The sequence below is a fragment of the Modestobacter italicus genome (assembly GCF_019799965.1).
In the GTDB taxonomy this organism is placed as follows: domain Bacteria; phylum Actinomycetota; class Actinomycetes; order Mycobacteriales; family Geodermatophilaceae; genus Modestobacter; species Modestobacter italicus_A.
Window position 1 is genome coordinate 279,071 of sequence record NZ_JABGCJ010000005.1, and the last position, 19,310, is coordinate 298,380.

Sequence of the window (19,310 nt, forward strand, 5' to 3'; positions counted from 1 at the left end):
TCGTTCGGGTGCCGCGGGCGGTGTGCGGTGACGGGCGCCGATCAGGCCACCTTCTGCACCAGGGTGGTCAGCTCGGCCAGCTCCGCCTCGGTGAGGTCGGTCAGCGGCGGGCGTACCCGGCCGCCGTCCCGTCCGGCGGCGGTCAGCCCCGCCTTGACGATCGACACCGCGTACCCGCGGGCCCGGTCGCGGATGTCCAGATAGGGCAGCACGAAGTCCGACAGCATCCCGTAGACGGCGGTGCGGTCCTGCGCCCGGACGGCGGCGTAGAAGCGCAGCGCGAACTCCGGCAGGAAGTTGTACAGCGCCGAGGAGTAGGTGCTCACGCCCAGCTGGAGCAGCGGCAGCGCGAACGTCTCGGCGGTGGGCAGCCCGCCGACGTAGATCAGCCGGTCCCCGACCTTGGCGTAGGTACGGGTCATCTGCTCGATGTCACCGACGCCGTCCTTGAGCCCGATCAGGTTGGGGTTGCGGTCGGCGAGCGCGGCGACCGTGCTGTCGGAGAGGACGGCGTTGGCCCGGCTGTAGACGATGACGCCGAGGTCGGTGGCCCGGCAGACCGCGCTCACGTGCTCGATGAGCCCCGCCTGGCTGGCCTCGGTGAGGTAGGGCGGGAACAGCAGCAGGCCGGAGGCGCCGGCGGCCTGCGCGGCCTGGGCCTGGGCGATGGAGACGGCGGTGCCACCGGTCGCCGGGGCGATCACCGGAACCCGGTCGGCCACCTCGTCGACGGCGACCCGGACCACCCGGTCGATCTCGGCGGGCGTGAGCGAGAAGCCCTCCCCGGTGCCCCCGGCGGCGAAGAGGCCGGCGACGTCGAAGCTCGACTGCCAGGCCAGGTGCTCGCGGTAGCGCGGCTCGTCGAACTGCAGGTCGGCGTCGAAGTGGGTGACCGGGAAGGAGAGCAGGCCGGACTTGAGCCGGTCGGCGAGGGCATCCGGGGGCAGCATCGTCACGGGGGCTCCTTGGGTCCGGCGGTCGCCCGCGGCGGCGAGGGCGGGGCGGTGGTCGACTGCCACGCTAAGGAGGCCTTTGATGCCTGTCCAAGAGCAATTGCGCATCGGGCGATGCCGTCAGAGCATCAGAGCTCCGCCAGGGCCTCCAGCACCTCCAGTGCCCGCCACACAGCGGGGTTGGTCGTGTCCCGGGACCACAGCAGGTGCAGCTCCACCGGCTGGGGCACCGGCGTCCGCAGCCGGACCAGGCCGACGCCCTCGATGGGCAGCCGGGCGGCGGACTCGGGGACGAACGCGATCCCCCGGCCGGCGGCCACCAACCAGAGCATGGTCAGCACCTGGCCGACGGTGTGCACGGCGTTCTCCGACGCGGTCGGGACCGCACCGACCACCAGGTCGTAGAAGTAGCGCGCCCGGGTGGGCGAGTGCATGACCACCGCCTCGCCGGCGAGGTCGTCGGCCTCGACCGGCCGGCCGAGCGCGAGCAGCGGCGAGCCCAGCGGCGCGGCGACGCAGAGCGCTTCCCGGTGCAGCAGCCGGGAGCCGAAGGCCTGCTGGTCGACGGTCGGGCGGGCCAGACCGAGGTCGAGCTCGCCGGCGCGCAGCCCGGCCACCTGCTCTCGGGTGACCAGTTCGGACAGGTCGACGTCCACGTCGGGGAGCTCCCGGGCCAGCTCGTTGAGCAGCTGCCCCAGCAGTCCGTAGGTGGAGGCAGCGGTGAAACCGATCCGGAGCAGGCCGCTGGACCCGGAGGAGACGCGGCGGGCCAGCTCGGGAGCGCCGTCGGCCAGCGTGAGCAGCCGGCGCGCCTCCACCAGGAAGACCTCGCCTGCAGCGGTGAGTGCCACCCGGCGGTTGTCCCGCTCCAACAGCTGAGCACCCACCGCCCGCTCCAGCTTCTGGATCTGCCGGCTCAGCGGCGGCTGGGTCATCGCCAGCCGGGCCGCGGCCCGCCCGAAGTGCAGTTCGTCGGCGACGGCGACGAAGCCACGCAGCTGTTCCAGCGTGAACGCCATGCACGAAGGGTATGACTGGGCCCTCAGCGGTCAGGAGTGAGCGCTGGACAGCCGGGTCCTCGACCACGGTCGGCCACTGCCCGCCCGATCGTGGCAGGGTCACCGGTGGCCCAGACCCGCCGACCGCACCGACACCACCCCAGGAGCTCGTGTGACCGTCCTCGTCGGCTTCGTCCCCACCCCCGAGGGCGAGGCGGCCTTCACCGCCGGCCTGGCAGAGGCCCGCCGCCGCGGCGAGGACCTGCTGGTGCTCAACAGCCCCCGCGGCGGCGCGCCGGTCAGCGCCGACGTCGCCCCGCCGGAGCTCGTCGTCGCGCTCACGGCCCGTGCGCAGGCCGACGGCGTCCCCCTGGAGCTGCGGCAGACCCCGCACACCGGCGACCTCGCCGACGCGGTGCTCCGGGTGGCAGAGGAGGCCGACGCCTCGGTGATCGTCATCGGCCTGCGCCGCCGCTCCCCCGTCGGCAAGCTGCTGATGGGCAGCAGCGCGCAGCGGATCCTGCTGGACGCCGACCGTCCGGTGCTGGCGGTCAAGCCGCAGCACGGCTGAGGAGCACCGCACGCGCGACGAGGCCCGCCGGGGAGCTCCCCGGCGGGCCTCGTCGCGTGTCGCGGGGCGGACACCCCGCGGGGGCCACTCTCCGGGGCCGGGTGACGGCACCCGACCGGCAGGCGCCGCGAAAGGGCCCAGGGTGGCCCCGGTTCCGCACCCGCCCACGAGGTCCTGGGGCAGACCTGTCGTGGGCGTATGCGTTTCTGCTGACGCCTGGGCAACCGGCGGATGGGTTGGGTCGACCTCGTCGAACCCCGCGGTGTGACGGCCGCCGACCCAGGAGGACCTCGTGTTCGCGCTCCCCACCACCACCCTCCGCCGGGCCCCCTCGGTGCTCCTCGCCACCCCGGTCCTGGCCCTGACGCTGGCCGCCTGCGGCTCCGATGCCGCCCCGACCGCCTCGACCGGCGGCCCGTCCACCTCCTCGTCCACGAGCGGCGGCAGCAGCAGCGGTGGTCAGGCCACCGCCGACTCCGACGCCGCGCGCGACGCCTACGACCTCCGGCTGGCCCAGTGCATGCGGGACCGCGGGCTGGACATCGCGGACCCGGCCCCGGGCGAGGGGATCACCGAGGGCGGGCCCGAGGTCGATGCCGCGGCCTCGGCCTGCATGGCCGAGATCGGGGACCCACCGGTGCACGCCTGGACCGACGAGGAGCTCGCGGCGCTGCGGGAGCGGTACCTGGCCATGGCCGAGTGCTTCCGCGACCTCGGCTACGACGCAGAGGACCCCGCCCCGGGGAACGCGATCACCCTGCCGGAGGGCATCTCGGACGCCGACTTCCAGCACTGCGAGCAGGCGGGCCAGTGACGTCGCCGGCACCCGGGCACCGGACGAGCGGCCCCGGGACGACCCCGAGGGAGGACGACCGGACGGCGGGGCCGGCCACGCAACCCGATCCACCCGGCGGGGGAACGCCGGCCGAGCCGTCCGCCCCGGCACGCCGCCGGATGCGCTGGTGGGCGGTGGTGGCCGTCGGGCTGCTGGTCGCCGCGATCGCCGGCACCGCCGTCTGGGTGGACCGTGGAGCACCGCAGGCCACGGCCGGGGCACCGTCCACTCCCCTGACGACCGTGTCCGTGACGGTCGGGACGATGGTCGCCGAGACCAGCGTGCGCGGGACCCTGCACTTCGCGGCCGGAGCGCCGGTGACCGCGGGGCCGGCCGGGGTGGTGACGATGCTCCCGGCGGTCGGGACGACGATCTCCCCCGGCGACCCGCTGTACGCCGTCAACGCCCGCCCGGTCGTGCTGCTCCCCGGTGCGCTCCCGGCCTGGCGGGACTTCTCCGCCGGCATGGCCGACGGCGACGACGTCCGGCAGCTGGAGCAGGCCCTGGCGACCCTGGGGTACACCACGGACGCACCCGACCGCCGCTTCACCGCCCGCACGGCGGCCGCGGTGGAGCGGTGGCAGAAGGCGCTCGGGGTCGAGCAGACCGGTGCGGTCGCACGCGCGGCGGTGCTGTTCGCCGACCAGCCCCTGCGCGTGGCGGCGCTGAGCAGCCGGCTGGGCGCCGAGGTGGCCCCGGGCACCGAGCTGTACACCACCTCGGGCACCGACAAGGTCGTCGACGTCGACCTGGGGCTGGACGACCAGCAGCTGGCCGTCGACGGTGCCGCCGTCACGGTCGTGCTGCCCGACGGCACCGAGCTCGCCGGCACCGTGACCGGCGTCGGTGCGGCCGTCGAACGACCGGCGGCCGACGGGTCGGCCCCCACGATCGTGGTGCCCGTGTCCGTGGGCCTCGCCGACCCGGCGGGCGCGGCGGCCTTCGCCCAGGCCGACGTCACCGTCCGGTTCGCCAGCACCCTCGCCGACGACGTGCTGACCGTCCCGGTCGAGGCGCTCGTGGCCATCGACGAGTCCACCTTCGGCATCGAGGTGCCCGGCCGGCGCGCCGGGGACCCGACGACGGTGCTGCCGGTGACGGTCGGTGCCTTCGCATCCGGGCGGGTCGAGGTCTCCGGCGAGGGCGTCCGCGCCGGTCTCGACGTCGTGGTGCCGACCCGGTGAGCGAGGTCGTCCGCCTCGAGGGGGTCACCCGCAGCTACGGGTCGCCGCCGGTGCAGGCGCTGGCCGGGGTCGACCTGACCGTGCGGGCCGGCGAGTTCGTCGCCGTCGTCGGGCCGAGCGGCTCGGGGAAGTCCACCCTGCTCAACGTCATGGGCACCCTCGACCAGCCCACCTCCGGCCGGGCCTTCGTCGACGGGACCGAGGTGAACGGGCTGTCCGACGCGGGCCTGTCCGCGCTGCGGGCGCACCGGATCGGTTTCGTGTTCCAGCAGTTCCACCTGGCCGAGGGGGTGACCGCCGTGGACGCCGTCGCCGACGGGCTGCTCTACACCGGGGTGCTCCGGCGTGACCGCCGGGAGCGGGCGCGTGCCGCGCTGGCGAGCGTCGGCCTCGGGCACCGGCTGGACCACCGGCCGGGCCAGCTGTCCGGGGGCGAGCGGCAGCGGGTGGCCATCGCCCGCGCCCTCGTCGGGCAGCCACCGCTGCTGCTGGCCGACGAGCCGACCGGCGCCCTCGACTCCCGCTCCGGGGCCGGCATCGTGGCGCTGCTGCACGAGCTGAACGCGGCCGGGACGACCGTCGTCGTCATCACCCACGACCAGGCGCTCGCGGCTCGGCTGCCCCGCCAGGTGGCCATCGCCGACGGCCGGGTCGTCAGCGACTCCGGCGCCGCGCACCCGGCCGGCGCCGGTGCCGGTGGGCAGGTCGACCAGTGACCCCGCACCGCCCCTCCCGGCTGCGCGCAGCCGACCTGGTCCACCTGGGTTCGGCGGGCCTCCGCGCCCGCCCGGTGCGCGCCGTCCTCTCCGCCCTCGGCATCGCCATCGGCATCGCGGCCATGGTCGCCGTCGTCGGCCTGTCGTCGTCCAGCCGGGCACAGCTGGACCGGCAACTGGCGGCCCTGGGCACCGACCTGCTCACCGCCGGGGTCGCCGCGGACACCGCCGGGCGCGAGCCGCTGCCGCTCCCGGCCGACGCGGCCGCCCGGGTCGAGCGGATCGCCGGGGTGACCGCGGCGACGACCACGGCTGACCTGGACGACGTCGCGGTCTACCGCAACAGGGCCGTGGACCCCGGGTTGACCGGCGGCCTCACGGTCACCGCCGCCGAGCTGGACCTGCTCGAAGTGGTGGGGGGCACCGTCGGCACCGGGCGCTGGCTGGACGAGGTCACCGCCCGGTTCCCCACGACGGTCCTGGGCGCCACCGCCGCCCAGCGGCTCGGGATCACCGAGGTGGGCCGCCAGGTGTGGCTCGGCGGGCGCAACACGACCGTGGTCGGCATCCTCGACCCGGTGCCGCTGGCCCCCGAGCTCGACGTCGCCGCCCTGGTCGGGCTGCCCGTCGCGACGTCCGAGCTCGGTCACACCGGACACCCGACCCGGCTGTACGAGCGGTCCACGGACGACGCCGTCGCCGAGGTCGCCGGGCTCATCGCCCCGTCCCTCCAGCCGGCGCAGCCCACTGCGGTCGCGGTCTCCCGCCCCTCGGACGCCCTGGCGGCCCGGTACGCCGCCGACGAGGCGTTCACCGGCCTGCTGCTGGGGCTGGGCTCCATCGCGCTGGTCGTCGGCGGGATCGGGGTGGCCAACACGATGATCATCTCGGTCATCGAGCGGCGGCGGGAGATCGGTCTGCGACGCGCCCTCGGCGCCACGCGGCAGCACGTGGCCGCCCAGTTCCTCAGCGAGGCGCTGCTGCTGTCGGCGCTGGGCGGGATCGCCGGGGCCGGCATGGGCAGTGCGGTCACCGCGGTGGTGGCCGTGGCCAACGGGTGGACGGTGGTGGTGCCGCCCGGCGTCCTGGTCGTCGGGGTGGCGGCGACCCTGGTCATCGGCGGGGTCGCCGGCCTCTACCCGGCGGTGCGGGCCGCCCGGACACCGCCGACCGTGGCGCTGGCCGCCTGACCCGCTCAGCAGACGACGAGGCCCGCCGGGGGACTCCGCCGGCGGGCCTCGTCGCGTACCTGCTGTGCGCGTGCGTCAGACGGCGGCGAACTGCTCCTGCTGCAGCTCGCGGCGGACCTTCGGCCCACCGGTGGTCATCTTGTAGAGCTTGACGACCTGGGCCGGGGCGTTGGCCGGGGTGGTCTGGGCCAGCCAGCCGTTGGGCAGCGAGAGCCGGATGACCTTGTGCCAGGCCGACGCGACCTGCCGCGGCAGGGACGCAGAGTGGTACCGCAGGCCGTAACGGCGGAACAGGTCCTCGATCTTCGGGGCGATCTCGGCGTACCGGTTGCTCGGCAGGTCGGGGAACAGGTGGTGCTCCACCTGGTGCGACAGGTTGCCGGTCATCAGGTGCATGGCCTTGCTGCCGGAGATGTTGGCCGAGCCGAGCATCTGGCGCAGGTACCACTCACCGCGGGTCTCCCCGTCGATCGACTTCTTCTCGAAGGTCTCCACGCCCTCCGGGAAGTGCCCGCACATGATCACCGAGTGCGACCACAGGTTGCGCACCACGTTGGCGGTGAAGTTCGCCGCCACGGTGGGCAGGAAGGACGGGCCCGACAGGGCCGGGTGCACCAGGTAGTCCTTGGTCGCCTGCTTGCGGATCTTCTTCAGCACCTGCTTGGCCGCCGCCCGGAACGCCGGGTTCGCCCGCCGCTCCTTCGTGGCCAGGTTCTTGCCCAGCTCCAGGTCGTAGGCGGCGATGCCGTACTCGAAGAAGCAGGCGTTGACGAAGTTCCACACCGGCTGCAGCAGGTACAGCGGCACCCACTTCTGGTCCTCGTCCACGCGCATGATGCCGTAGCCGAGGTCGTTGTCCTTGCCGATCACGTTCGTGTACGTGTGGTGCAGCTCGTTGTGCGAGTGCTTCCACTGCTCGGCCGGGCTGGCCATGTCCCACTCCCAGGTCGTGGAGTGGATCTTCGGGTCACGCATCCAGTCCCACTGGCCGTGGAGGATGTTGTGCCCGATCTCCATGTTCTCCAGGATCTTGGCGATCGAGAGCCCGGCGGTGCCCAGCACCCAGGCCGGCGGGAACTTGGAGAACAGCAGGACGGCGCGGCTGCCCAGCTCGAGCTTGCGCTGCACGTCGATGACCCGGCGGATGTAGGCGGCGTCGGCCTCCCCGCGGCTGTCCATCACGCTCTGCCGGATGGCGTCGAGCTCGAACCCGATGGCCTCGATGTCGGCCTCGGACAGGTGGGCGATCGGGTTGTCGGACTTCTTCTGCAGGACGGTCACGTGCAGCTCCTCAGCTCTGGGGGTGCGGTGGCGCGGGATGGCACCTCGACGAGGTCCACCCCGCAGTGGGTCAGTGGTCGATGTCGCAGGCGCCGGCGGCGGCGCTGATGCAGGTCTGGACGAGGACGCCGTCGCCGGGGGCGGCGGTGGTCACCTCGCCGGTGCGCAGGTCACGGACGGCGCCCTCGCGCAGCGGCAGCACGCAGCCGTAGCAGATGCCCATCCGGCAGCCGCTGGGCATCAGCAGCCCGGCGTCCTCGGCGGCGTCCAGGATCGGGGTGGCGCCGTCGACCTCGAGGGTCCGGCCGGACGCGGTGAAGGCCACCGTGCCGCCGGCGTCGCCGGTGACGAGCACCCGGGGGCGGAACCGCTCGGTGTAGAGCTGGTCGGCGATGCCGGCGTCGGCCCAGTACTGCTCGAGCGCCTCGAGCAGGCCGATCGGCCCGCACGCCCAGGTCGACCGCTCGGCCAGGTCGGGGACCATCCCGGCGAGCACGGCGGTGTCGAGCAGCCCGTCGGTCGCGGTGTGCCGCTCGATCAGCCGGATCGCCCCGCTGCGGGCCAGCTCGCGCAGCTCGGCACCGAAGATGACGTCGTCGGCGGTGGGCGCGGAGTGCACCAGGACGACGTCCTCGTGCTCGTGCACGTGGTTGCGCAGGATCCCCATCACCGGGGTGATCCCGGACCCGGCGGTGACGAACAGCGCCTTGGCCGGCCGCTGCTCCGGGAGCACGAACTCCCCCGTCGCCTGGTCCAGCTGCACGATCGTGCCCGGCTGCACGCGGTGCACCAGGTGGTTGCTCACCTTGCCGTCGGGGATCGCCTTGACCGTGATGGTGAAGCGACCGTCAGCCCGGCCGAGCACCGAGGTGATCGAGTAGGCGCGCCACAGCCGGACGCCGTCGACGTCGATGCCGATGCGCACGTACTGCCCGGGGGTGTGCGGCAGCCAGTCGCGGCCGGGCTGGATCACGATGGTCGCGGCGTCGCGGGTCTCCTGCCGGACCTCCTCGATCCGCCCACGCAGCGCGGCACCGGAGCGCAGCGGGTCGATCAGGTCCAGGTAGTCGACCGGGAGCAGCGGCGTGGTCACCAGCTCGGCGGCCTTGAGCACCCGGTCGCGCAGCGCACGGAGTGCCGGGCGACCCGGGCTCGGGCGCGGGACGGTGGTGGTCATGTCCTGAGTCTTCCCCGCCGTAGGGATGAACACCTGTGCTCACGACGTGAATCGATCGGTACCTTCTGTTCCCTGCGAACAACCGACGGAGGAGCCGTGAGCACCGAGGTCATCTTCCCGCCGGCCGTGGTCGCCGCGATGCGTGCCCAGCTGCCGGCGGTCGCCGAGCAGACCGTGGCCACCATCGTCGTGGAGGTCACCGACTACGCCGGCGCCTTCTCCGGTGAGATGGGCCGGGCGATCTCCAACGCGGTGCAGCTGGCCCTCGGCGGGTTCCTGGAGCTGGCCACCACGGCCGACGGCGCCGACGCCAGCCGGCCGATCGGCCCCGCGCTGGAGGGCGCCTACGCGCTGGGCCGCGGCGAGGCCCGCAGCGGACGGTCGATGGACGCCCTGCTCGCCGCCTACCGGGTGGGCGCGCGGGTGTCCTGGCGGCACATGAGCGACACCGCGGTGGCCGCCGGGCTGTCCGGGGCGTCGCTGGCCCGGTTCGCCGAGCTGGTGTTCGCCTACATCGACCAGCTGTCGGCCTCCAGCGTGGCCGGGCACACCGACGAGCTGGAGACCACCGGCCGGGTGCGCCGGCACCACCGCGAGCGACTCGGCGCCCTGCTGCTGGCCGCCCGGCCGCTGCACGACCTGACCGCAGCCGCCGAACGGGCCGGCTGGTCACCGCCCCGGACGCTCACCGCCGTCCTCCTCCCCCAGGCGCGGGCCCGCGGCGCGCTGGCCCTGCTGGACGCCCGCACGCTGCAGGTGGACGACGACCCGCCGGGCCTGGACCCCGCGACCGGGTTGACCGTGCTGCTGGTGCCCGACGCCGGGGGCGGTGCGCGGCCGGGGCTGCTCCGTGCACTGGACGGTCGGGCGGCCGTGGTCGGCCCACCCCGGCCGTGGTCGGCGGTCGCGGTCTCCTACGCCCGGGCGCTGCGGGTGCTGGAGCTCGGGTTCGCCCCCGACGAGGCGGCCCCACTGGACACCGAGCAGCGGCTGCCCGACCTGGTGCTGCGCGCCGACGAGGAGGCGCTCGCGGACCTGCGGGCCGCCGTCCTGGCGCCGCTGGACGAGGTGAGCCCGGCCGTGCGGGAGAAGCTCACCGCGACGCTGCGCTCCTGGCTGCTGCACCACGGCCGGCGCGAGCAGGTGGCCGCGGAGCTGTTCGTGCACCCGCAGACCGTGCGGTACCGGATGAGCCAGCTGCGCGACCTCTTCGGCGACCGGCTGGACGACCCGCGGACGGTGCTGGCGCTCACCGTCGCGCTGGGCGCTCGGGAGGACTGAGCGCGGGCCTCCCGATGCCCCCGGTCACCAGCGCCTCCTGGTCAGGAGGAGCCGTAGCGCATGGCCCGCGCCTCCACGTCGAACAGCACGTCGTCGGCGGCGGCGGGGCTCGCTTGGCCGCGGCGGCGGGCCTCCAGCACCGCTTCCCGCTCGGCCTCGGCGGCCCGTGCGAGCAGGTCGCGCAGCGCGGCACCGCGACCCTCGCCGCGCTCGTCCACCAGCTCCTCGACGTCGCGCCGGTAGCCCAGCCGCGCCTCGTACTGCCGCAGCACCGCGGCGCGCACGTCGTCGGGGGCGTCCTCGGCGCTGCGCACGGAGTCCAGCGCCGCCTGGGTGACCACGCGGTGCAGCCGCCGGACGTCGGCCGGGACGTCGGAGTCGGTGGCCACGCCGAGCCGGCGGATCAGCGGCGCGAGGGTGAGCCCCTGCAGCACGAGCGTCACCACGACGACCAGCAGCGAGACGAGCACGACCTCCTCGCGCGCCGGGAAGGCGCCGCCGGCGTCGATGGTGGCCGGCAGCGCCAGCGCGGTGGCGACGGTGACCACGCCACGCATCCCCGCCCAGGAGGCGACCGCCGACTCCCGCCAGCCGTAGGGGGTGGCCGAGCCGGCCCGGCGGGCCTTGCGCCCGGCCAGCCCGGACGCCAGGAACATCGCCGCCGCCCGGACCCCCACCAGCACCGCGGTCACCGCGCCGGCGACGAGCAGCGTCTGACCGTCGTCGAACAGCTCGGTGGTGCCCAGCACGCTGATCAGCTCGACGCCGAGGAAGGCGAAGAGCAGCCCGCTGACCGCGAACTCCACGTACTGCCACACCTGCCGGCCCAGCACCCAGCCGGCCGAGGTGATCTCGCTGGTCGCCGCCGTCCGCAGGTAGAGCCCCGCGGCGAGCACCGCCAGCACGCCGGAGGCGCCCACGTGCTCGGCGAGCAGGTACATGCCGAACGGGACGGCGAGGGTCACGGTGGTCTCGGTCGCCGCGTCGTCCAGCCAGCCGAGGGCCTTGCGCGCCAGCCACCCCCCGGCCAGCCCGATCGCGGTGCCGCCGAGGACGGCGGTCGCCAGCCCCCAGCCGACCTCGGCCACCGAGACCCCGCCGGCCACCACGGCCATCACCGAGAGCTGGTAGATGACCAGCGCCGTGGCGTCGTTGAACAGCCCCTCGCCCTCCAGCACGGTGACCAGCCGCGGTGGCAGGTTGAGCCGCTTGGCGACGGCCGTGGCCGCCACCGGGTCGGGCGGCGCGACGATCCCGCCGAGCACGATCGCCACCGCCCACGGCAGCCCGAGGGCGTGCCCGACCACGGCGACGACGGCGGCCGTCACCACGGTCAGCGCGACGGCCAGGCCGAGGATGGGGCGGGCCGCCTCCCGCAGCTCGCGGAGCGACGTCGACTGCGTGGTGGCGAACAGCAGCGGCGGGAGCACCAGCGGCAGGATCAGCTCCGGCGGCAGGTCGGGCGCAGGCACGACCGGCAGGGCACCCAGGGCCAGGCCGTAGACGGTCAGCAGCACCGGCTGCGGGACCCCGATCCGGTCGGCGACCGGGGTGAGCACCACGACCCCCAGCAGGAGCAGGCCCAGCAGGACGAGGGCGTCCATCGCTCAGCCCCGCCGCTGCTGGACAGCGAGCGGCGTGGTCGGTCCTGCGGGCATCGGTGTTCCTCCGGGGAGCGCGGTGCGGACGACGATCGGGCGGGCTCTCCTTGCCCTGGTGCCCGTCGAACATGCCTGGTGCAGATGGCGGGATCGGTCCGCCGCAGTTCAGCCGTCCTCGTCGGTCTCCCGGGTCAGCTCCAGGAGCTGGCGCAGGCAGTGCTCGCGCAGCGGCTCGGGGAAGCCGTCGGCCAGCCGGTAGTACACGACCCGGCCCTCCTTGCGGCTCACCACGAACCCGGCGGTGCGGAGCAGGCGCAGGGCGTAGCCCACGGCGTCCTCGGTGGCCTCCAGCGCCAGGGCCAGGTCGCCGACACAGAGCTCCTCCACCAGGTCGAGGGCGTACAGCACCCGGGCCCGGGTGGGGTCGGCGAGCAGGCTCAGCGCCGCGGTCAGCTGGCCGGCGTCGTCCCGGCTGGGCACCCGGGCCCGGGCGGCGGCGACCCGGGCGGGGTCCACGGGATGGGCGTGATCGGACACCGTCTGCGGATACCCGGCGGGTCGGGTGATTACCCGTACAGGCACACGGGTATGCGGCTCGCCGGTCGGTCGACGGCCGCACCACCGCGAGAGGGGGTCCGCGTGACGGCCTACCTGAGCGCTGCCCTGATGCTCGCCGTGGCGGTGGGCGGCGTGCTCGCCCTGTACGCGGTGCACCGGCGGACCGCGGTCGCCGCGCGGCCGCTGCCCACGTTGCCGTTCCTGTCCGGCTGGCGGCCCACCGAGCACGCGCTGTCCCGGTTCGAGGCGCGGTGGTACCCGCTGACGCTGCTCTTCCTCGCCTTCGACGTGGAGATGCTCTACATGTACCCGTGGGCGACCGTGGTCGCCCAGATCGGCGTCTCGGCGGTGGTCGAGATGTTCGTGTTCCTCGGCGTCCTGATGGCCGGTGTGCTGTGGGCCTGGCGCGAGGGGGCCCTGGAATGGGTCTGATCACGCGGCTCGCCGCGCGCCGCACCGCGGTGCTGGTCGCCGAGGTGCCCGGCTGGGGGTACACCCGCTGCACCTTGGAGCAGCGGGTGCGGTCGCGGGGCTGGCGGCTCGCCGACTCCCCGGCCGATGCCGACCTGCTGGTCGTCTGCGGAGAACCGGGGCCCCGGTTCGCTGCCGCCGTGGAGCTGGTCTGGGCGCAGCTGCCCGGGCCGCGCTCCCGCGTCCAGGCGCTCGATCCGGCCGACGTCGCAGCAGCGCTGGACGCCGCCGCCGGCCAGCTCGCCGACGAGGCCACCCAGCGCCAGGACGCACAGGACCGCCCGGCCGGGCCCGCGCAGGGCGTGCCGGCCACCGACACCTCGGTGGGCACGGACGACGCACCTGGGGACGGCGGCGCGGACGCCGACGCCCGCCCTCCGGCCTGGGACGACCCGCACCCCGGGGCCGTCCACGAGGGCGAGCAGGGCCACCACGACACCGACCCCACCCAGGAGCACGGGGACATGGACCACGGGGACATGGACCACGGGGACATGGACCACGGGGACATGGACCACGGGGACATGGACCACGGGGACATGGACCACGGGGACATGGACCACGGGGACATGGACCACGGGGACATGGACATGCCGATGCCCGGGGGCATCCCGCTGGCCGGTGGAGGCGGTGCCGACCAGCTCCCCGACCCCGATCAGCTGGACCTGGACGTGCTGCACGTGCCGCTCGGGCCGGTGCTGCCCCACTGGCCCGCCGGGCTACTGCTGCACACCACGCTGCAGGGCGAGCTGGTCGTCGCCGCACGCGCCGAGGTGCTCGAGGCGGCCAGGACACCGCCCGCGGGCGGGTCCCTGCACGGCACGACGGCCGGACGCTGGGACGCCGCGGCCACCCTGCTCGCGGTCGCCGGCTGGTCCGACGCCGCCACGGCCGCCGTCCGGCTGCGCGACGCCGCCCTCACCGGGCCCGTCCCGGAACGGGAGGCCCAGCGGCTGGCCCGCCGGGTCCGCCGCTCGCGCCTGCTGCGCTGGTCGCTGCGCGGGGTCGGCGTGCTGCCCGAGGGCGACGCCGCCGACCGGCTGGGGCACTGGCTCTCCGGGAGCGCACACGGCGCCCCGATCACGCTGACCGAGCTGGCCGACCTGGTCACCGGGCTGGACCTGGCGACCGTCCGGCTGGTGGTCGCCAGCCTCGACCTGGACACCTCCGTGCGGGAGCCGGTCGAGGTGGGCGCCGCGTGACCGTCACCCAGGTGTCGGCCGGCTGGGTGCCGCTGGCAGCTGCACTGCTGCTCACCGTCGCCACCGCCGCGGCTGCGCTGGACGGCGTGCTGGCCGCCCGGTCGGCCGGCCGCCCGCTGTCCGGCGGCCTGCTCACCCCGGCCGCGGAGACCGCGCGGCTGTTCCGGCAACGTCGGCGCACGACGATCGCCGCCGACCTGCCGCTGCAGCGGATCGGCGGCGCCGGGCTGTTGACCGCGGCACTGCTGATGGTGGTCGTGGTGCCGTTCGGCAGGTGGACCGTCGCCGACATGGCCGTCGGCGTCGTCTGGTTCAACGCCCTGGACGTGCTGCTCTGGGCGGCGCTGTGGCTGGCCGGGTGGGGGCCGAACAGCGTGCACCCGCTGGTCGCTGGCCACCGGTTCCTGGCCCAGGCGCTGTCCTACGAGCTGCCGCTGATGTTCGCCCTGACCACACCGGCGGTGGCGGCCGGGAGCCTGCGGCTGGGCGACCTGGTGGCCGCGCAGGCCGGGCTGTGGTTCATGGTCTGGATGCCGGTCGCCTTCGTCGTCTTCTGCGCCGGGGTCGTCGCCTTCTCGGCGTGGGGGCCGTTCAGCGCCGCACTCGGCAGCGGGGCGGCCGGCGGGGTGCTGGCCGAGTCGGCCGGGGTGGACCGGTGGCTGGTCACCGCCGGCCGGTACGCACTGCTGACCGCCGGGTCGGCCTTCGGCGTGACCGCCTTCCTGGGCGGCGGGCACGGCCCGCTGCTGCCCGCCTGGCTGTGGGTGCTGGTCAAGACCTCGCTGCTGCTGGCCGTGCTGGTCGCGCTGCGCCGCCGGCTCCCGGTCGTGCGGCCCGAGCGGCTGGCGGTGCCGGCCTGGCTGGTCGTGCTGCCGCTGGTGCTGCTGCAGCTGCTGGTCGTGTCCGTCGTCGTCGTGGCGCGGGGGTGAGGCAGTGCTGAGCGAGATCGTCTTCTGGGTGCTGGCGGTGGTCGCGATCGCCGCCGGGGTCGCCGTCTTCCGGGTCGACTCGATGGCCCGGGCCACCTACGCGCTGGCCGCCTCGTTCGTCGCGGTCGGGCTGGCGCTGCTGCTGCTGGACCTGCAGTTCCTCGGCGTCATGACGGTGCTGATGATGGTGATGGAGATGGCGATCATGGCCATCTACATGATCATGTTCATGGGGATGAACCCCGCGCTCATGCCGATGAGCATGGTGCACGGCAAGCGCCCGGCACTGCTGGTCTCGATCGGCACCTTCGTGGTGCTGGCCGCCGGTGCGGTGCTCGTCCCGTGGCCCACCCGGCGGGGCGCACCCGCCGCGGACCTGGTGACCTCGCTCGGCGAGGCCGTCATGCACTCGAAGATGCTGGTGATGCTGACCGTCTCGCCGGTCCTGTTCGCCACGATCGTCGCCGCGCTGGTGCTCGCGCTGCCGCGCGGCCGCTACGACCGGCTGGGCCCCGAGCTCCGCCACCGGAGCCGTCACGGGAGGGCGGACCGGTGACCCTGGAGACCGTCCTGCTCGTCGCCGCCGCGCTGTTCAGCATCGGCCTCTACGGCGCGATCTCCCAGCAGGTCGTGGTGATGGTGATGATGGGCCTGGAGCTGATGCTCAACGGCGTCGTCCTGGCCGCTGCCGGCTTCTGGTGGTTCCTCTCCCCCGCCCCCGACGGGCAGGTGCTGCTGCTGGTCGTGCTCACCGCGATGACGGTGGAGATGGCGATGGGGTTCGCCGTGGCCACCCTGCTGCACCGGTCGAAGCAGTCGGACATGACCGACATGGCCACGGACCTGGCGCAGTGACCGTCCCCCAGTCCTCCCTCAGGGGCCGAAGTCGCGACCTTGGCCCTCTGCGAGGGCGCGCTCGGGGGTCGGGCGCGTGAGCGCGCTGTTGTGGACGACGGCCGGGCTGCCCGCCGTCGTCGGCCTCCTGCTGTGCGTCCTCGGCCGGCGCGCCGCCCGCGTCGCACCCGGCGTCGGCATCGGGACGGCGGCGGTCGTGCTCGTGCTGTCGGTCGTCCTCGCGCTGGACCGGCCGGCGGCCGAGGCACCGTTCCTGCCCGGCGCCGCGTTCGGGCTGGCCGTCGACCCGCTGGCCGCCGTCGTGCTGCCGGCGGTGGCCGCGGTGACCCTGCTGGTGCTGGTCTTCTCCGCCGGTGACGTCTCCGGCGCCCGGGCCCGGTTCACCGGCCTGATGCTGCTGTTCGCCGCGGCCGTCGTCGTCACCGTCACCGCGACCACGCTGCCCGCCCTGCTGTTCGCCTGGGAGGTGATGGGCGCGACCTCCTACGCGCTGATCGGCTTCCGGTGGCAGGAGGAGCACCGGGTCGGCGCCGGGCTGAACGCGTTCCTGACCACCCGCACCGCCGACCTCGGGCTGTACCTGGCTGCCGGAGCAGCGCTGGCCGGTGGCACCGGGCTCGCGCTGGACGAGCTGGCGGCCGCCGAGGGGCCGTGGCTGCACGTCGCCGCCGGAGGGGTGCTCGTCGCCGCCCTGGGCAAGGCCGCCCAGCTGCCGTTCACCGCGTGGCTGTCGGCGGCGATGCAGGGGCCCAGTCCGGTCAGCGCGCTGCTGCACTCGGCGGCGATGGTGGCGATGGGCGGCTACCTGCTGCTGCGGATGGCGCCGCTGCTGTCCGCCGCCGGGTGGGCTGCGACCACGGCGGCCTGGGTGGGTGCGCTGACCGCGCTGCTGCTCGGTGCGGTCGCCGTCGCCCAGCGCGACCTCAAGCAGCTGCTGGCCGCCTCCACCGCCGCCCAGCTCGGGTTCGTGGTGCTCGGCGCCGGCGTGGGCTCGGTCGCCGGGGGGACCGCCCACCTGGTCGCGCACGCCGCGACCAAGGCCCTGCTGTTCCTGGTGGCCGGCGCGTGGCTGAGCGCACTGGGCACCAAGCAGCTGGCCGCGCTGCGCGGCGCGGCGCGGCAGTGGCCGCTGGTCGGGGTCTGCGCCGCGGTCGGCGCGCTGGCACTCGCGGGCGTCGTCCCGCTGTCGCTGTGGGCCACCAAGGACGCGGTGCTGGCCGGCGCCCGGCACGAGTCCCTGGCGCTGTACCTGGTCGGACTGGCGGCCGCCGCGCTGTCCGCGGCCTACGCGGGCAAGGTGCTCTGGCTGGTCTGGCAGCAGCTGCCCGCAGGCCCCGGCTACGACACGGAGGAGGCGGGCACCCGGCGGGTCGGGGTCCTGGAGCAGGCGCCGCTGGTGGTGCTCGCCGCCGGTGCCGTCGTCCTGGGCCTGCTCGCCCTCCCGCCGGTGGGCGACACCCTGCGCCGCTCCCTCGGCGCGGCCAGCGCCCCCACCCCCTCCGTGGCAGAGATGGCCATCTCTGCCCTGCTCGCGGTGGTGGGCGTGGCGTTGCTGGCCTCCGCCCGGGTCCGCAGCCTGTCCTGGGGGCCGCTGGGCGGCTGGCTGTCCGGTTGGCTCGGGCTCCCCCGGCTGACCACCGTGCTCGTCGTCCGGCCGGTGATGGCGATCGCGGAGGGGCTCGCCAGGTTCGACGACGCGGTGCTCGCCCGGGTCGTGCGCGGCACCGGCCGCGGTGCGCTGCTGACAGCCACCGCGGCCGCCCGGTTCGACGATGCCGTGCTCGACCGCGGGGTCCGTGGGGCGGCCGCCTCCGGGGCCCGGCTGGCGAACGCGGCCGCCCGGGCGGACGACGCCGGGCCGGACGCCGCCGTCCGGTCGCTGGCCGCGGGCACCCGCCGGCTCGGTGCGCTCGCCCGCCGCACCCAGACCGGGTGGGTGCACCAGTACTACGTCCAGGCCGCCGTGGTGCTCGCCGCCGCGTTGGCCCTCCTGCTGGCGGTGAGGTGAGCCCGTGCTCAGTCTGATCATCTTCCTGCCACTGGCCGTGGCGGCCCTGCTCGCCGTCGTGCCGGTGCCCGACCGCGTGGCCCGCTGGGCCTGGGCCGGGGCGACCGCCGCAGACCTGGCCCTGGTCGTCTGGCTCTGCGCGGCCTACGAGTCCCCGGCCGGTGGCGGGCTGGCATTCGAGCAGCGGGTGCGCTGGATCCCGACGGTGGACAGCAGCTACCACGTCGGCGTCGACGGGCTGTCGCTGCCGCTGCTGGCGCTGACCGCCGTCGTCTTCGCCGCCTGCGCGGTCTACGGGCTGCGCGAGCAGCAGCGGCCGCGCGCGCTGGCCGCGCTGTTCCTGGCGCTGCAGACCACCTGCCTGGGGCTGTTCGCCGCCCAGGACCTGATCCTGTTCTTCGTCTTCTTCGACCTGTCGATCGTCGGGATGTACGCGGCGATCGGCGGCTGGGGCACCGGCCGCAACGCCGGCAGGTCGGCGCTGCAGTTCTTCCTGTACACGTTCCTGGGCAGCCTGGCGCTGCTGCTGGGCTTCATCGGGTTGTTCCTCGCCGCCGACCCGCACACCTTCGACATCCCGACGCTGATCGCCGCCGCCCCGCTGGCCGACGCACCGGTGGCCGGTGGGTTCGTGCTCGCCGCCCTGCTGGTCGGCCTGGCGATCAAGACCCCGACCGTCCCGTTCCACACCTGGCTGCCCCCGGCGCACACCGACGCCTCGGCGATCGGCTCGGCGGTGCTGGCCGCGGTGCTGCTGAAGATGGGCACCTACGGGTTCGTCCGGATCGCCATGCCGGTGCTGCCCGGCGCCTGGCAGGCCGCGGCCTGGGTGGTCATCGCGGTCGGGGTCGTCTCGGCCCTCTACGGGGCGCTGGTCGCGCTGGCGCAGACCGACGTGAAGCGGATGATCGCCTACACCTCGATCAACCACATGGGCTACGTCGTGCTGGCGGTGGGCGCGGCCGGGCTGGCCGGCTCCGGGACGGCGGCGCGCGAGCTCGCGGTGACCGGGGCGGTGACGCAGATGGTCAGCCACGGGCTGACCACCGGCGCGCTGTTCCTGCTCGCCGGGGTGCTGCACGACCGGACCGGCAGCTACGCGATGCGCGACCACGGGGGTCTGGCCCGGACCGGGCCGGTGTTCGCCGGGCTGTTCGGGGTGGCCGCCTTCGCCTCGCTGGGCATCCCGGCGTTCAGCGGCTTCGTCGCCGAGTTCCAGGTGTTCGCCGGCAGCGCCGGCGCGACGGCCTGGGCGGCGGTCGCGCTGCCCGGGATCCTGATCACCGCCGCGCTGTTCCTGCGGGCGGTGCAGCTGATGCTCGTCGGCCCTCCGGGCGGGCGGTCGATCGGCTTCGCCGACGTCCGGGCCGTCGAGGCGGTCCCGGTGGTGACGCTGCTGGTGCTGTCGCTGGCGATCGGCGTCGCGCCGTGGCCGCTGCTGGACCTGATCGCGCCGGCCGCGGAGACCCTCGTGGGCCTGGTGAGCCGGTGAGCGGGGTG

At 74.9% G+C, this 19,310-nt stretch carries 19 protein-coding genes; 13 read left to right on the forward strand and 6 right to left on the reverse strand.

What is annotated here, in order from left to right; all coding sequences use genetic code 11:
- Window positions 1–41: 41 nt before the first annotated feature.
- On the reverse strand, window positions 42–950 hold the full coding sequence (kdgD, locus tag HLA93_RS14425; RefSeq protein WP_246626753.1) for a 5-dehydro-4-deoxyglucarate dehydratase: 909 nt from the start codon (window positions 948–950) through the stop codon (window positions 42–44).
- A gap of 131 nt (window positions 951–1,081) precedes the next feature.
- Window positions 1,082–1,972 carry a LysR substrate-binding domain-containing protein gene (locus HLA93_RS14430; protein ID WP_222195082.1) on the reverse strand — a complete coding sequence of 297 codons (891 nt, stop codon included), beginning with the start codon at window positions 1,970–1,972 and terminating at the stop codon, window positions 1,082–1,084.
- Window positions 1,973–2,123: 151 nt separating this feature from the next.
- Here HLA93_RS14430 and HLA93_RS14435 point away from each other — a divergent pair, with 151 nt between their 5' ends.
- From HLA93_RS14435 to HLA93_RS14455, 5 genes are all read left to right on the forward strand, one after another.
- The gene (locus HLA93_RS14435) at window positions 2,124–2,522 is read left to right on the forward strand and encodes a universal stress protein (RefSeq protein WP_222195083.1); all 399 of its coding nucleotides are present in this window, start codon (window positions 2,124–2,126) and stop codon (window positions 2,520–2,522) included.
- 292 nt (window positions 2,523–2,814) lie between these two features.
- Window positions 2,815–3,336 carry a hypothetical protein gene (locus HLA93_RS14440; RefSeq protein WP_222195084.1) on the forward strand — a complete coding sequence of 174 codons (522 nt, stop codon included), beginning with the start codon at window positions 2,815–2,817 and terminating at the stop codon, window positions 3,334–3,336.
- Complete coding sequence (locus HLA93_RS22085) at window positions 3,333–4,541, forward strand: peptidoglycan-binding protein (protein WP_222195085.1); 1,209 nt, start codon at window positions 3,333–3,335, stop codon at window positions 4,539–4,541. Before HLA93_RS14440 ends, HLA93_RS22085 begins: the two co-directional genes overlap by 4 nt.
- Window positions 4,538–5,257: an ABC transporter ATP-binding protein gene (locus HLA93_RS14450; protein WP_222195086.1), complete on the forward strand. Its 720-nt coding sequence runs from the start codon at window positions 4,538–4,540 to the stop codon at window positions 5,255–5,257. Before HLA93_RS22085 ends, HLA93_RS14450 begins: the two co-directional genes overlap by 4 nt.
- On the forward strand, window positions 5,254–6,447 hold the full coding sequence (locus HLA93_RS14455; protein WP_222195087.1) for an ABC transporter permease: 1,194 nt from the start codon (window positions 5,254–5,256) through the stop codon (window positions 6,445–6,447). The genes HLA93_RS14450 and HLA93_RS14455 overlap by 4 nt, the downstream gene beginning before the upstream one ends.
- A 75-nt stretch (window positions 6,448–6,522) precedes the next feature.
- Here the strand turns inward: HLA93_RS14455 and HLA93_RS14460 are convergent, their stop codons facing one another.
- Both HLA93_RS14460 and HLA93_RS14465 read right to left on the reverse strand, forming a co-directional pair.
- Window positions 6,523–7,728 (reverse strand): fatty acid desaturase family protein, encoded by a 1,206-nt coding sequence (locus HLA93_RS14460; protein WP_222195088.1) that lies wholly within the window; start codon window positions 7,726–7,728, stop codon window positions 6,523–6,525.
- A gap of 70 nt (window positions 7,729–7,798) precedes the next feature.
- Window positions 7,799–8,905: a ferredoxin reductase gene (locus HLA93_RS14465; protein ID WP_222195089.1), complete on the reverse strand. Its 1,107-nt coding sequence runs from the start codon at window positions 8,903–8,905 to the stop codon at window positions 7,799–7,801.
- 96 nt (window positions 8,906–9,001) lie between these two features.
- Between HLA93_RS14465 and HLA93_RS14470 the strand changes: the two genes are divergently transcribed.
- Window positions 9,002–10,186 carry a PucR family transcriptional regulator gene (locus HLA93_RS14470; RefSeq protein WP_308128140.1) on the forward strand — a complete coding sequence of 395 codons (1,185 nt, stop codon included), beginning with the start codon at window positions 9,002–9,004 and terminating at the stop codon, window positions 10,184–10,186.
- A gap of 41 nt (window positions 10,187–10,227) precedes the next feature.
- Here the strand turns inward: HLA93_RS14470 and HLA93_RS14475 are convergent, their stop codons facing one another.
- On the reverse strand, window positions 10,228–11,790 hold the full coding sequence (locus tag HLA93_RS14475) for a Na+/H+ antiporter (RefSeq protein ID WP_222195090.1): 1,563 nt from the start codon (window positions 11,788–11,790) through the stop codon (window positions 10,228–10,230).
- Between the two features lie 162 nt (window positions 11,791–11,952).
- Window positions 11,953–12,303 (reverse strand): ArsR/SmtB family transcription factor, encoded by a 351-nt coding sequence (locus HLA93_RS21040; RefSeq protein WP_308128141.1) that lies wholly within the window; start codon window positions 12,301–12,303, stop codon window positions 11,953–11,955.
- Between the two features lie 123 nt (window positions 12,304–12,426).
- Here HLA93_RS21040 and HLA93_RS14485 point away from each other — a divergent pair, with 123 nt between their 5' ends.
- The 7 genes from HLA93_RS14485 (at window position 12,427) to HLA93_RS14515 (ending at window position 19,302) form a co-directional block, all read left to right on the forward strand.
- Window positions 12,427–12,777, forward strand: a complete 351-nt coding sequence (locus HLA93_RS14485) for an NADH-quinone oxidoreductase subunit A (protein ID WP_308128142.1) — start codon at window positions 12,427–12,429, stop codon at window positions 12,775–12,777.
- Window positions 12,768–14,018, forward strand: a complete 1,251-nt coding sequence (locus tag HLA93_RS14490; RefSeq protein ID WP_222195092.1) for a hypothetical protein — start codon at window positions 12,768–12,770, stop codon at window positions 14,016–14,018. The genes HLA93_RS14485 and HLA93_RS14490 overlap by 10 nt, the downstream gene beginning before the upstream one ends.
- Entirely contained in the window at window positions 14,015–14,947 is a 933-nt protein-coding gene (locus HLA93_RS14495; protein WP_222195093.1) for an NADH-quinone oxidoreductase subunit H, read from the forward strand. Before HLA93_RS14490 ends, HLA93_RS14495 begins: the two co-directional genes overlap by 4 nt.
- A 4-nt stretch (window positions 14,948–14,951) precedes the next feature.
- A complete protein-coding gene (locus HLA93_RS14500; protein WP_308128143.1) occupies window positions 14,952–15,503 on the forward strand; it encodes an NADH-quinone oxidoreductase subunit J in 552 nt (183 codons plus the stop codon).
- Window positions 15,500–15,802: an NADH-quinone oxidoreductase subunit NuoK gene (locus tag HLA93_RS14505; protein ID WP_222195094.1), complete on the forward strand. Its 303-nt coding sequence runs from the start codon at window positions 15,500–15,502 to the stop codon at window positions 15,800–15,802. Before HLA93_RS14500 ends, HLA93_RS14505 begins: the two co-directional genes overlap by 4 nt.
- A gap of 76 nt (window positions 15,803–15,878) precedes the next feature.
- The gene (locus tag HLA93_RS14510; RefSeq protein WP_222195095.1) at window positions 15,879–17,810 is read left to right on the forward strand and encodes a proton-conducting transporter transmembrane domain-containing protein; all 1,932 of its coding nucleotides are present in this window, start codon (window positions 15,879–15,881) and stop codon (window positions 17,808–17,810) included.
- Between the two features lie 4 nt (window positions 17,811–17,814).
- On the forward strand, window positions 17,815–19,302 hold the full coding sequence (locus HLA93_RS14515) for a complex I subunit 4 family protein (protein WP_222195096.1): 1,488 nt from the start codon (window positions 17,815–17,817) through the stop codon (window positions 19,300–19,302).
- Window positions 19,303–19,310: the final 8 nt, after the last annotated feature.

What these genes read in the sequence shown, in the direction of transcription:
- kdgD (WP_246626753.1), bottom strand. Translation starts at nt 950, where the DNA reads ATGCTGCCCCCGGATGCCCTCGCCGACCGGCTCAAGTCCGGCCTGCTC.
- HLA93_RS14430 (WP_222195082.1), bottom strand. Translation starts at nt 1,972, where the DNA reads ATGGCGTTCACGCTGGAACAGCTGCGTGGCTTCGTCGCCGTCGCCGAC.
- HLA93_RS14465 (WP_222195089.1), bottom strand. Translation starts at nt 8,905, where the DNA reads ATGACCACCACCGTCCCGCGCCCGAGCCCGGGTCGCCCGGCACTCCGT.
- HLA93_RS14475 (WP_222195090.1), bottom strand. Translation starts at nt 11,790, where the DNA reads ATGGACGCCCTCGTCCTGCTGGGCCTGCTCCTGCTGGGGGTCGTGGTG.
- HLA93_RS14490 (WP_222195092.1), top strand. Translation starts at nt 12,768, where the DNA reads ATGGGTCTGATCACGCGGCTCGCCGCGCGCCGCACCGCGGTGCTGGTC.